General features: G+C 42.2%; 10 protein-coding genes. 6 read left to right on the forward strand and 4 right to left on the reverse strand.

Annotation, left to right across the window (positions count from 1 at the left end):
* Positions 1-189 precede the first annotated feature (189 nt).
* From ACHZA2_RS13820 to ACHZA2_RS13845, 6 genes are all read left to right on the forward strand, one after another.
* Positions 190-312 carry a hypothetical protein gene (locus tag ACHZA2_RS13820; RefSeq protein ID WP_319580187.1) on the forward strand — a complete coding sequence of 41 codons (123 nt, stop codon included), beginning with the start codon at positions 190-192 and terminating at the stop codon, positions 310-312.
* A complete protein-coding gene (locus ACHZA2_RS13825; protein WP_319580188.1) occupies positions 306-1,139 on the forward strand; it encodes a nitroreductase family protein in 834 nt (277 codons plus the stop codon). Before ACHZA2_RS13820 ends, ACHZA2_RS13825 begins: the two co-directional genes overlap by 7 nt.
* Before the next feature lie 596 nt (positions 1,140-1,735).
* Positions 1,736-4,579: a methyl-accepting chemotaxis protein gene (locus ACHZA2_RS13830; protein ID WP_319580189.1), complete on the forward strand. Its 2,844-nt coding sequence runs from the start codon at positions 1,736-1,738 to the stop codon at positions 4,577-4,579.
* Between the two features lie 4 nt (positions 4,580-4,583).
* Positions 4,584-5,096: a chemotaxis protein CheW gene (locus ACHZA2_RS13835; protein WP_319538258.1), complete on the forward strand. Its 513-nt coding sequence runs from the start codon at positions 4,584-4,586 to the stop codon at positions 5,094-5,096.
* A gap of 157 nt (positions 5,097-5,253) precedes the next feature.
* Positions 5,254-6,873 (forward strand): PAS domain S-box protein, encoded by a 1,620-nt coding sequence (locus tag ACHZA2_RS13840; RefSeq protein ID WP_319580190.1) that lies wholly within the window; start codon positions 5,254-5,256, stop codon positions 6,871-6,873.
* A 361-nt stretch (positions 6,874-7,234) separates the two neighbouring features.
* On the forward strand, positions 7,235-8,095 hold the full coding sequence (locus tag ACHZA2_RS13845) for an NAD(P)-binding domain-containing protein (protein WP_319580191.1): 861 nt from the start codon (positions 7,235-7,237) through the stop codon (positions 8,093-8,095).
* Positions 8,096-8,368: 273 nt separating this feature from the next.
* Here the strand turns inward: ACHZA2_RS13845 and ACHZA2_RS13850 are convergent, their stop codons facing one another.
* The 4 genes from ACHZA2_RS13850 to ACHZA2_RS13865 all read right to left on the reverse strand — a co-directional run bounded on the left by ACHZA2_RS13850 (position 8,369) and on the right by ACHZA2_RS13865 (position 13,125).
* Positions 8,369-9,865, reverse strand: a complete 1,497-nt coding sequence (locus ACHZA2_RS13850; RefSeq protein ID WP_319580192.1) for a serine hydrolase domain-containing protein — start codon at positions 9,863-9,865, stop codon at positions 8,369-8,371.
* A gap of 208 nt (positions 9,866-10,073) precedes the next feature.
* Positions 10,074-10,634, reverse strand: coding sequence for a hypothetical protein (locus ACHZA2_RS13855; protein ID WP_319580193.1), 561 nt, complete (start codon positions 10,632-10,634; stop codon positions 10,074-10,076).
* Positions 10,634-12,616 (reverse strand): type B DNA-directed DNA polymerase, encoded by a 1,983-nt coding sequence (locus ACHZA2_RS13860; protein WP_319580194.1) that lies wholly within the window; start codon positions 12,614-12,616, stop codon positions 10,634-10,636. The genes ACHZA2_RS13855 and ACHZA2_RS13860 overlap by 1 nt, the downstream gene beginning before the upstream one ends.
* A 5-nt stretch (positions 12,617-12,621) precedes the next feature.
* A complete protein-coding gene (locus ACHZA2_RS13865; protein ID WP_319580195.1) occupies positions 12,622-13,125 on the reverse strand; it encodes a hypothetical protein in 504 nt (167 codons plus the stop codon).
* Between the last annotated feature and the right edge of the window lie 34 nt (positions 13,126-13,159).

Genomic DNA, 13,159 nt, shown 5'->3' on the forward strand with positions numbered 1-13,159 from the left:
TCATGTATTCATTCAGATCATTCAAATTATTCTATACCTTCAATACTTACAATATGGAAATAATATTACTTCCACTACTCTGATTCCTCTACTATATTATAGTACAAATGAATCCTGATGAACATTACATCAAATCTGCATGAGCAAACCGTGCAGCAACCTTTCAATGAATACAAAATCAACAGAAGTATGAGTGATGTATCTGTCGTGCATCCACTATACTCTCCGGATATTGCCAGATTTTACCTCCTGTATGATCTCTTCAAACAAAACTCCCATGATGATCCTGACTTCAAGGGGGAAGTATGGTAACCGGTATTCATGTCGATAAAACGCTCTGCACCCGGTGTGGCATCTGCTCATCTCTCTGCCCGGGAGAACTCATCACACCTCCGGGACCCGTGAGTCTGCCCGAAGTTTGTCAGAACAGGGTAGCCCGGTGCATTGACTGTGGTCACTGTGAAGTGTTCTGTCCGGTGAACGCACTTACCAGGGATCATCAGACCCCTTTGGTTACTTCCCCAAAGTCTCCCCGGATAACCCCTGATTTATTAACTTCCTATCTCCTGAACCGTCGGTCAACCAGAAAATTCAGGTCAGAACCGGTTGACCGGAAAACCCTGGCACAGATCCTTGAGATAGCCAGGTATGCTCCAACCGGAGGAAACGGTCAACCGGTAGAGTGGCTGGTTATCAGCGACCCGGAAAAGATCAGGAGGGTATCAGAATTAACTCTTGAATGGATGAAGAATGTTCAAAGTCCTGATCATCCGCTCGGCGGAGTGATACAAAAGTTCCTGGACCAATGGGAAAAGGGGATAGACGGTATCTGCCGGGGAGCCCCCCATCTCATTCTTGCTCATATTCCGGCTGATTATCATTTTCCGAGAGGGAAACCTATGGCCTTCGTCGATGCGATCATCGCCCTCACCCACGTTGATATTGCAGCCCAGGCCTTTGGGGTTGGAACATGCTGGGCCGGACTTCTTGCCATGGCTGCAGCTGAGTATCCCCCTCTCAAAGAATTTTTGGGATTTCCCCCGGGTCGTGAACTCGCCTATGCACTTATGGCCGGGTACCCGAAGTACCATCCCCGGCGTATTCCAGAGCGAAAAGTCCTGAGTGTTGAGTGGCGATGAATGGGCCAACCAATCTGGTGTCAGAGGTCTGGGACTTGTCAGGGATCAATCCGGGTATCTAATATGCTCCTCTACCATCATACTGAAATAATTCTGTGTGTACAGTTCCTATTCTCCTTCTCAAGGATGATTGAAACCCATATTCTTCATCACAAATATTGAGACTTTTTTGAGATAACCCTTTTTAATTTGAAACTCCTGGTAATAGTGGTTATTTCTTCTTCTTTTCTCTCTTGTGTGTACTGGTTCATATCAATACTCTTTTACCGTGATTATGCTGATGATGAGTTCGTGAATAATGAATTTGGTTCTATTTATTGTTTTTTTGCATTCTGTGAATTTATTTTGGTCACGTAAACCTGTTATAGATGATAGATTATTGTAACCGAATTTTCAGTGCGACCGTTTGGTCATACCCTGGTGTCAGATAATGTACCTATAGAGAATACAATTTTGATTCTGATGACTTCTCAAATTTTAATTGCTCATCAAATCATATTGATATATTTTTCTACTCTGATTATCACTTTCAGTATCAGTATATAACGAAAACTTAAAAATTACATATTTCTCGATTTTCAGGATTACAACTGTCAATGAGAAATGGGGAATTTATGCCAGAACCATCCAACCCAATCTTCCAATCCAATGATTTGGCCTCCTTAAAAGTGATTATCGATACAATGCCCATTGCAACGGTAATTTTTGGATCCCTGGGGGAAGTAATCGATTGCAATATGGCTACATTGGCACTATTTAATGCGGTAAATAAAGGAGATATTATTGGAAAAAGTCTAGGCCAACTCTCTCCAAAAACACAAATTAATGGCACTGACTCCGACATTGAAACTCGTAAAAGAATTCAGCAGGCATATGCACAAAAAAAGGTAACCTTTCATTTTGATTTTCAGACATTATCAGGGCAGAGTTTTCCTGGGAAAGTCACCCTCTCGGAGATTGCTTATGAAGGAAAACAATGCCTCATGGCCAATATTGTTGATATGTCTGGCCAGGTCAGACTGGAAGAGTATAATGCACTTATAAACAGCAATCCATATGCTCTTCTTTCCATGAATCCTGATCTTACTATTTCTGAAGTAAATCCAGCTTTCTCTCACATATCTGGATATAATGGTAAAGAATGGATTGGTAAAACAGTCAGGGATTTTTCAACTATCAAGAGAGAAGGTCCGACTGTGGATGATGCCATTAGGATGAAAAAACCGGTTAGCGGAAAAATAACTGTTGACTTTCCTAATGGGATAAAGATTATGGATTACTCCTATATCCCTGTCTTCGATGATGAAGGAAATGTAATCCGGATCTATGATATATTTGCAGATCTTACAGATCTCGTTGATAAAGTCCATGAATCTGATTCACTTGTAACAGAAAACCCTGCATCTATCATTACAATGGATCCTACCGGAAAAATTCTCTCAGTAAACCCATCATTTCTGTCGATTTCTCGTTTAAATGAGGAAAAACTCTTATCCATGCGAATGCAGGAGTTTAATATTCTTGAACGAGAAGGATTGTCATTTAGTGATATTGTAACTTCAAAGAAAACTGCAAAGGGAAGATTGGTTGTTGACTTTGGGTGGGCAGTAAAAATTCTTGATTTTACATATATTCCTATAATAAACGTTAATGGTGCCCTTGATCGTTTGGTTGCAATGTATGTGGATGTTTCTGATCTTGTGGCATATGTTGATGAGATTAAAACCTTTATTCGTGAAAATCCGCATGCAATTTTAACAATGGATCCTGATCTGAGTTTTACCGATGTTAATCCAGCGTTTTCACAGATCATGGGATATAGTTATGAAGAAAGTATGCGGATGAAACTTTCCGATATTAAGATTATTGAAAGGGAAGGTCAATCTGCACGTGATGCTATTCTAAACAAAAAACCTGCCAAAGGGAGAGTTGTTGCAGAGTGTCCTTCCGGGATAAAGCATCTCGATTATATATACATTCCAATCCTGGATAAGAGAGGGAATGTTATTAAATTCCTAGAAATTTTTTCAGACATGACTGCCATCAGGTCTATGGTGAAGTACCTTGAACAATCCGTGGATATTGTTCAGAATAATATTAGTTTATTAGCTAAAGGGGATATGACCTTTACAAACACTATTCTAGATGCAGATGAACATTCGGCTTCAGCACGGATTCAGTTTGAAAAGATAGGGGAAGCGATGAACACTGCCCGCCAGGCTATAGCCAAATTGGTAACTGACTCCAACTCAATAGCGAATGCAGCAATTGCAGGGAATATGAAGTATAGATCAGACCCGTCAATACATGAAGGTGATTATCGGACAATTATTGAAGGGATGAATAGCACATTAGATTCGATAAAAATCCCCGTTCGGGAAGCAATGAATATCGCCAATGAATATTCGAAATATAACTTTTTAATCAGGTTTAATCCGAAATTAGATATCAAAGGTGACTGGATTCCTTTCAAAGAAGCATTGAATGATATTGGAATTCAAATTTCTGGTGCAATCTCACTGATTAACAAGAATGTTTCAGACCTTTCAGCAAGCTCTGAAGAGGCAAATGCAAGCATCGAAGAGGTATTAGCTGGAACACAACAGATCACGCTTAATACAAGTCGGGTCAGCCAGAATTCAAATAGGGGAGAGGAAGGAATTCTTCAGGTTCTCAAGGCAATGGAAGATTTAAATGAAACGGTAGGATCAGTATCAAGAAAAGCAGAGTCGGTATCGGGGTCTTCAAATGATGCCAATTCATTCGCTAAAGAGGGCATTCAGATTGCAAAAAAATCTGAGAATGCTATGGGGGAAATAACTAAGTCCACCAATGTTGTCGGCTCCATTGTAAATGACATAAATTCTCAAATGGATGAAATCGGCAAAATTGTAAGATTAATATCAGATATCGCAAACCAGACAAATCTTCTTGCACTCAATGCTGCTATTGAAGCTGCACGTGCTGGAGAAGCAGGTCGAGGATTTGCAGTTGTCGCAGCAGAAGTAAAATCTCTCGCTCAAGACTCAAGAAAATCAGCTGAAAATATCGCTGATATGATAGCAACACTCCAAAGTAAGGCTAATCAGGCTGCAGATGCTATGGGCAAATCCACAAATGCTGTTCAGGATGGGGGTGCATCGTTAAAAGAAACTATGGTAGCCTTCAATAAGATTGCTGATACCATTGAACAAATTAACCAAAATATTGTTGAGGTAGCAGCAGCATCAGAAGAACAGGCAGCATCAGTAGAAGAGGTTACGGCAAGTATTCAGGAAGTATCGAACCTTGTTCAGAATACCTCTCATGAAGCTGGTGATGCAGCGGCTGCTACGGAGGAAGCTGCTGCTTCGATTGATGAAATCGCAAAAATTATGGGTGGGGTTGTCGGAGTCGTTGAAGACATATCTAAAGAAATGTCAAAATTTAAGGTTGCATGATATAATGGGTGAGAATAATAGCCCCACTCATGTATCAGACAAGATAATTACAAATGATGATGAGATTCAGATCGTAGAATTCTGTCTTGAAAAAGAGCTTTTTGCTGTCAATCTTTTTGATGTCAAAGAGATCGTAGAATATACAAAAATTACTCCATTACCAAATAGCCAGAGATATATTAAAGGAATTATTGATTTAAGGGGAGAAATAACAACTATAATTGATTTAAAAGAAAAAATGGGGCTTGTATCATCAGATACCATTCTAGATCAATCCCGTATAATTGTCATAGACAATTCTGTTACCAAGAGTAAAACCGGGATTTTAGTTGATGATGTTACTACTGTATTATCTGTAAAAAAATCACAGATTGATGAGAACTCATATAGTACTGAAAAAAGCGATTCGTATATCCTCGGGATAATTCGTCATAATCATGGTGATAAGGATTCTGACAATACCGATTTAATTATTTGGTTGGACATTCCCCGTATGCTCCGTGATATGGGCCAGTAATTTTTTTATTTATTATTGGTTCAACAAAAAATCATTATAATGCTTTTTAATAAAAAAATTGTTCGTAGGTATTTTAGACTATCAGGAAATTTAAACAAACTGGATACCTTTTTATGGAGGTGTGAAATGGGAAATCTAATTTTTTATAATATAATTTATGAATAAAAAAATTCTAAAGTTGTTATATAATGTAATAAAAATGGAAAAAAAGCCGATATCTATATCTGATGTTGCAAAAAAGGCTGATATCTCCAGAATGACGGCATCAAAATATTTAGAACTAATGCATTTGTCCGGGCAGATTATCAGATATGATGTGGGAACTGCTAAAAAATATTCAATCTCTTCGAATACTTCTTTGTATACTCCGTGTGATTTGAGTTCTGATTTAATTCTTATATTAGATACGGAATTTAAAATCCTTTATGTAAATGAAACGTATATCCGGTTTTCAAATCTTCCCCGAGTAAATATTATCGGAAAGCGAATTTCGGTTTTAAATTTAGAAATTCTTAAATCATTCGATCTACTTGGATTTTTAAATAATTATCACAGTGGAAATCTTGAATCCCGGATAATTGAAGTAAATAACGAAAATCAGGATCTGTTTTTTGAAATTTCAATTGCTAAAGTCAGATTTGGATCGTTAAAATCTGCAATTGCATTAGTTATCAAAGATATTACATTTAAAGTATTGTTGGATAAAGAAAAAAATCTATTATCTGCGATTATTTCTTGTTCGAATGATGCAATTATAAGCGTTGATAGGGATATGTTCATTCTTTCCTGGAATAGTGGGGCAGAGCGGTTGTTTGGATATCGTTCAGAAGAGATGATCGGCAGACCATATTCTGTCTTATTTCCCGCAGATTGCCATGACAAATATCCTTCTTTAGAGGGACGAATGAGAGAGAAGGAGATGATTATTCAATATGAATGTAAACGCCTTCGTAAAGATGGAGTATCAATAGATGTCTCAATTTCATTATCACATATTTACAATCAGGAAGGATATTTTTTAGGGACTTCAGTAATTCTCCGAGATATATATGAACGAATTTGTCTTGAAAATAAAGTCAAACAACAAAACAACCTTCTTCAACATATAATTAATGTTATCGATGTACCTCTCCACCTGATAAATTCCAAAATGAGAATATTGCTGGCGAACAATGCAGCTTCCAAGCGACATAATATTCCTCTTGATATGTTGATTGGGTTGAATCTCAAAGATATTATGTCTCAGGAATTATTTTTGAACCGAATTGAATATCTTCAAACTGCGTGGTCCACTAATAAGCCCCTAAATTTTGAAGATTCGGATGGGCATAGAATTTTAAGTAATTATTTGTATCCTCTATATCAAAGCGATAAAGATCAACAATGGGTGGTTTTATCCTTTGATGTAACTGAAAAGAAAAAGATGGAACAACAGATTATTAATCTTAATTCACAATTTCAATCAATATTTGGGAATTTACATCTTGGAATTGCAATTGTGGATCCCTTAACTCATGCTATACTAATGGTTAATCCATCTTGGAAACAGTTTTTTGGTGACAAAAGATCTACCAAATGCTGGTATAACGGTAAATCAAAGAGGAATGCCCATATCTGTAATCTTTGTATTGACCTTATAATGGGTAACCCTATTGCCCATACACCTTCTTTTGAACATATATTTAATAAAAAATTATATCATTGCGAGATACAAGCAATTCCCTGGGCTGCTGATAAAAAGGTAATTATGATTACAGCGTATGAAAGTCATGATTAGTTTCAATTATCTCCAATCACCAGATTTCCCTTTACTATTATAACTCCTTTAGTATAGGTTACAGATCAACGTTTTGATGCATTTAAACTGATTTTACCGAGAAGTGAGGATTTATTAAAACTGGTGACGAATATACAACGAACAGATCTCCGAACTAAATCCATTATATCCCAAACTATCTGAATAACAGAACTATCTAATCAGAATCATACGGGGATGTACGATAATTACTCATACATCGGAACAATTTTATTTTTTGATTTCATCGGTTGAATTAGAAAAAATGAGAGACCCAACATAATTTGAAATTCGTGGAATACGAGTTAATCTTTTACGGCCCCTACAATCAATATCACGTGTCATGAATCAAGCCTCTGTACCTCTTTCAGGATTACCTTCCACTGATCAGATGACGATAGGAATCATCGGAGCTGGTCATCTGGGACGGGCACTTGCGATTGCTCACCGGCAGGCAGGATTTCCAGATCGTCAAATACTTGTCTCATATAGCAGTAAAAAAGAGACTTTAGATGAGATCAAGGCCGCAGGTCTGGGAGCAAATGTTACCTCTAACGAGGAAATTTTTCTTAAAGCATCACTTGTTTTTATCACAATCCGCCCCCAGTCACTTCCCACATTATCCAAGATTCAGGTTACTCCATCTACGATTGTAATATCCTGTATGGCTGGAATTTCAACAAGTACTCTCCAGAATCTTTGGAATATGCCTGTTCACCGGATAATGCCCAGCGGTCCTGAAACCATCCTTGCACGAAAGAGTATTGCCGGACTTAATCCAGGCTCCTTAGTTGTCAGGAATCATCTCAAAATGATTGGGCTTGAGGCAATCACAGTCCAGAATGAAGAGCAGATGCATGATCTGACCGCTGGTGTCTGTTTTCCGGCAGCTCTCCTCGTGGCGAAAGATCAATCACTGGATATTGAAAATGAGATCCGTACCAGTGAGGCTTTTGGATCCCTGTATTCACAGCTGCTATCCTGGGCATGGAATGTTTCACCCCAGGATCTTATTGAACCTGAACGGACTTCCTATGTTACCAGGATGAGTACTCCTGGAGGAATTACCGAAACCGTTTGCCGAAGTATCAGGGAAGGAAGTTCACTCCATCAGGCATATCTGAATGGCATTTCCAGAAGCCGGGAGATTGGAGAAGAGATAGCCAACCGTATCCTGGATGATACGCGGTTCCTCTCTAAGTAAGGGTCCTCTGTTCAGGCTTCAGATCTTTTTCGCAGGAGACATAGCAATCGAGAGCCTCATACCCTTATTCATCGGTTTGGAAAGAATGTGGAGCATTATATTACTCCGCACTATAACCCGGGTTTTCGTAGACATACCATATCTCCTCATGTGCATTTTTTGTAAATTGATATGCAGAAAAGAAGGTGTATGAATCTGATGATCCCTACATATGCTCGATATCTATTTTTTCTGGCTCAATTGTCTCTGTCATTCACTTTCCGCTAGATATGATCAGCTCCGGGTAAAGGACCCAAACTCATCTGACACTATTCCCTCCACTGAACCTGATGGAGTCGCCATGAAGGTGAGGTATCCAACCAGATCGTCAGGGTTCGGGAACGAGAGGTACCATGTGTTGTTGGTCCAGTGTGTCAGATTCCCTTCATACCCGTTAGGGCCGAGTCCGATGGTCATATCTTCTGCATCCGGTCCTTCTTCAATGTCCATGCTGCCATACATATCACTCGTGTATGTTCCTGCAATAGCAGACGGGCTGATTCTCGCAGGCTCTGGGTTTGATGGCCGGTCAGGGTTTTTAATGAGAGAGTTCCATCCTGCCTGTGATGCTTTTTCCTGTGCCTGAAGGTCTACTCCGCTTTTCCCGATGTATCGTTCAAGGAATTCATCCCTGACAGCCTCCGGGAATGCAGTGAGCTGCTTGTTGGCAATAACCACAAGTCCACTCTTCTTTCCCGGAATGAGGATAGCGATGGAGCGAACACCGTCAAGTGCTCCGTTCTTCTCAATGATGAGATCGCCAAGGAAGGAGTACGAGTCACAACCAAGGCCGACTGCACCGTTTGGATCTTTCAGCGGACCGCTCCGTCCGGCAACAAGGCTTGCTGCATGGATATCGGTAACCGTTTTTGGTGTGAGTATCTGTGTACCATCAATTGTTCCATTGTTCAGCATCATCCGCAGAAACCGGGTCATGTCCCTTCCGGTTGAGACGACCTGTCCGGCAGCAGGGAGTGATGCATTCTCAAGCGGAATGATCTGAAGATCTCCCGGTGCTCCTCCGTGACCGGCATAATGGTTATCGTCAAGATAGAGAGTCTCCGGGTGAGATCCTGATCTGTTCATTCCGAGCGGTTTGATAATCCGTGCATCGGTTAAATCCTCCCAGCTCCGGTTGTCAGCCTTTGCTGCTACCTCCCCTGCTATGAAGTATCCGGCATTTGAGTAGAGGTACCGCTCCCTGAACCCTGCGTCAGACTCAAGGGATCTCATACGATACAATATTTCATCGTTCGAGTACCCGATTCTGCCAAGCAGTTCCCCGTCTCGCCGAAGACCAGTCCGATGAGCCAGCATGTCTCGAAGATTTGAATGATTGCCTACGTAAGAGTCTTTCAATGTAAAATCAGGCAGGTAGGTGATTACCGGTGTATCCCAGTTCAGTTTTCCTTCATCAACAAGCGTTCCGATGGCAGCCCCGGTAATATACTTGGTCACTGATGCGATCTGAAACCTGGTGTCAGGATCAACGGGGACAGGTTTCCCGAGTTCACGAACACCAAAACCCTTCAGATACACGACAGAATCGTTCTCTACGATCCCAACGACAGCACCCGGGACTTCATACTCCTCCATCGTCTGACTGATAAAATCGTCAAATCCATCGAGCCTTGAATTTTCCTGAGTCATCTCTGCATAGCCAACACAAGCGAATATGCCTGCAATGACGCAGATAGCCAGAAGAAGATATTGTAGAGAAGGTCTCCTCATGAAGTGAAATTAGTGTACGTGATGAAAAAATAATCGTTGACAGCATAGTGCTGATGTCATGAACCTGGGTATCGATGGCGACTGAAATGGAAATTCTTCATATTCCAGCATCATGGACGAGATTTCAGAGAAATCCTCAAAAATGGTGTAACCCGATCCACACAGATCCAGTTGTCTTACCAGATCTTCATCTCCACCATATTCTCGATCATACCTCCAGTTTCATCTGTCCAAACAACCTGCCTCTCTGCACACCACCGGTGCAGCACTTCAAAAACGTACTGAGCTCTGTCTGATTCTTGAGAGCACGGGCTCTCCCCCTGAGTTCCCATGGTTTTACCTGGAAAAAATAATCTGCTTTCCCCTCAAGTGACAACAGATTTCTGTCCATCACCGCAGTGATCACAGCAACCGGACCGTCTGCCTTTGCCCTGGATTTGCATGTCTCACAGAACTGCTCAAGTTCTTGTTTGTTATCCGGTCTGAACCAGGCCAGATGGTACTCAATAAAGAGGATCGCTGATGTATCACCTGAAATATAATCGAGGAGATCATCTAGGTTGCCGATCTTCTTATGGATCAGCCTCTCCTGGTCCTCTTCCCTGAACCGGAGAAGCGGAACATAATCATGATTATTGATGTACGTGATGGTGCCAGGGTACCGATCTGGAATGTCAGCAAGGCAGGTATGAAAGTCTTTGTGAGATGCCTGAAAGACTGAAAATGCGTCCTTGGGAATATTCTTGAGTGGATTTGTCTTTTCGCTCATCAGTAACTCTCACAGACGGTATGCACAAATTCAATCTCTTTCCATGCCCGGTCCAAAAGACGCTGGTAATACCTGGTATCAATATCCTTTGGAGCAAATGAGGGATCTACCAGCAGCCCTTTCTCATCCCTTACAATAAATGAGGCATCCATCCCGGGAACCAGTTCGACACCATGCTGCCGGTATACTTCAATTACAGCCTGTGGAATGCATTTGTTCTGATATCTCTCTTTCCCGATTCTCCTCTTTATCACCAGATCCTGTGGATCTACATCTCTCAGGCCATTTGAGTACTGCCGGTAAAGACCCCGGACCTCCGGCCAGTGTGATGCAATTCCATCCACCTCACACTCGTGGGCCATCAGGTGTAGCATCTCCTCCTGCATCTGCCTGATATACGGGGGTGTGTTTCTCCGGCGGGCAGCAACTCCCCTTGCTTTTATCTTCCCATCTGCAAGCCGCCCATAATAATTCCCGTATGATCCGGTTCCGTCGATCTGGGGAAGAAAAACGATCCAGTCATACTGCTCAATCTCGGTTTTAATCCCTGTGAGTTGCTCTATCTCGAACTGGGCTTGGAACGGATCGCACTCCTGGATGAAGAGACAGTCAATAATTGCATGAAGAACCCTGCCCCGAAGATCGCCGATCTTTGAGACACACTCCTGGAGCAGTTCTGTCGCTCTGAGCGTGATCTGCTCGTGAACCTCTATCCTCCCGAACCTGGCATTTTTGTATCCGGTATATCCGAAACACGTTACAAGCATCCATTTCAGAATACCATCCATTCCGGCATAGGTGGGATCGACCCGTTTTCTCTGTTTGGTGATCTGCCTGAGATCAAGAATCGGTCTCAACACAGAGGCAAGAAATCCGGTTCTGTCCGGATATTTCAGTGTCTCCGGTGAGAGATTGTACTTCACGATGATCGAGGGATAGAATGAGGTAAAGTCAATCTGGGTTACATCCTCGTAGATACCCGGCTGTGGTTGAAGAGTGAGACCTCCCCTGAAGTCAAGCCTCATGTCTTCGATCTTCCGGTGTGCCTCGGCATCGTTTTTCCTGAACGGTACTGCAATCCCCCTCGTAAGGGCCTCGTACACCTCGTAACTTGAGACAAGAGTCCCGGGTGTGAGCCGGCAGGTCAGGTTCGGGGAAAGCCCGGAGAGACGGGAAGCAAGAAAAATTCCCCTGGCATCTCCTTCCCGGTACATGAAACTCTGCCGAGTATCAACAATGACCCGTCCTTCGGGTATCATTGCCCCGAGTCGGTGTTCCATTCGGCCGTACGAGAAGTATGATCGCGATGAGAGTCTTCTGAATCGCCCCGTGCGACTCAGCGTATTTACAATGCCCCACTTGTCAGTCAGATCACAGATGTACGACGACCAGCGATCATAATCGGGAAAGAGGATCAGATCAGGATCAGAGGACTGGACAATATCGCAGAGGTCGTCAATATTCTGCCGGTCAGATCCATCCAGGAGATATGGTCGTTTCCGATCCGTATCAGTCACAGATACGGTTCCGGTATGCTCTGACCTGTGTGGATTTTCAGAGAAGGTTATCTCCAGTGTTGTGCCAGGAAACTCGTGTACCGGATTGAATCGATCCATCCCGGTGAAACCACCGGGAACAATGGTATGTTCTGCAGCAAACCGCTGCTCCGGCCTGATATCTACATTGAATAAAGAAACATTGTAATTGGTCTGTTTCTCTATCTCTTCTGCAACTTCCCTACCTGCTTCAACCTTGTAGCCCCGGTAATCCTCGTAGATAGATCTGAATGAGCATTCCGAAATCCCGTAGGTGGAATGGAGATCCTCTATGAGATCCTGATGAAGATATGGCTCTTTGAAATGTACCAGAAATGATGGAGACTGGTTATGATGTACTATCTTAAGATTGCCATCAGTAATATTCCAGAGAGTGATGCCCTGTTTAGTCCGGCAGGAGTCAAGAATAAAGGCTGAACTGCTCATTCAGATCACCAGAGCCCTTCCAGCGTGTTCTGAATATTCACCGGGGTCGGGTGGTTTTTTCTCGGCTTTGCAAGTGTGTCCAGGTAATACACTACCCGGTTAGCATATGGATCAATCTCTGAGAACCACCGATCAACCCTGTCGGAGAAGAGGAGCACTATCTGCGATTTCGATGATTTGCGTTTGCAGATCTCACCGATGATTGGTATGAGTTCAGGGGTGTCCTGGTACCAACTTCTGTCGTGTTCGAAAAGGATGAGTGGTTCATCGGCATCTTCCAGAATCGTGAGGATCTGATATGCGGTAAGTGCCCGCCGGATTTTCACCTGCTCATGGTGTATACATAATTTCGTGAGAATCTGTGGATAATTGCCACACAGGTACAGGGTATTGTTCTGATTCGATCTCAACAGATTACTGAGCGCCTCCAGTAAGATCCCGACAGGTGCTGCAATTACCGAGAAGGACCCCGAGGATCCTGATATGGCAGGGTGTATGACTGGAGGCATGGCATACCCTGATCTTAACCTCGGGTATCTAAAG

The sequence above is a fragment of the uncultured Methanospirillum sp. genome (genome assembly GCF_963668415.2).
Taxonomy (GTDB): Archaea; Halobacteriota; Methanomicrobia; order Methanomicrobiales; family Methanospirillaceae; genus Methanospirillum.

Bases quoted from the DNA above. Each gene is read 5' to 3' on its own strand.
- ACHZA2_RS13820 (WP_319580187.1), top strand. From the start codon at position 190: ATGAGTGATGTATCTGTCGTGCATCCACTATACTCTCCGGATATTGCC.
- ACHZA2_RS13825 (WP_319580188.1), top strand. From the start codon at position 306: ATGGTAACCGGTATTCATGTCGATAAAACGCTCTGCACCCGGTGTGGC.
- ACHZA2_RS13830 (WP_319580189.1), top strand. From the start codon at position 1,736: ATGAGAAATGGGGAATTTATGCCAGAACCATCCAACCCAATCTTCCAA.
- ACHZA2_RS13835 (WP_319538258.1), top strand. From the start codon at position 4,584: ATGGGTGAGAATAATAGCCCCACTCATGTATCAGACAAGATAATTACA.
- ACHZA2_RS13840 (WP_319580190.1), top strand. From the start codon at position 5,254: ATGAATAAAAAAATTCTAAAGTTGTTATATAATGTAATAAAAATGGAA.
- ACHZA2_RS13845 (WP_319580191.1), top strand. From the start codon at position 7,235: ATGAATCAAGCCTCTGTACCTCTTTCAGGATTACCTTCCACTGATCAG.
- ACHZA2_RS13850 (WP_319580192.1), bottom strand. From the start codon at position 9,865: ATGAGGAGACCTTCTCTACAATATCTTCTTCTGGCTATCTGCGTCATT.
- ACHZA2_RS13855 (WP_319580193.1), bottom strand. From the start codon at position 10,634: ATGAGCGAAAAGACAAATCCACTCAAGAATATTCCCAAGGACGCATTT.
- ACHZA2_RS13860 (WP_319580194.1), bottom strand. From the start codon at position 12,616: ATGAGCAGTTCAGCCTTTATTCTTGACTCCTGCCGGACTAAACAGGGC.
- ACHZA2_RS13865 (WP_319580195.1), bottom strand. From the start codon at position 13,125: ATGCCTCCAGTCATACACCCTGCCATATCAGGATCCTCGGGGTCCTTC.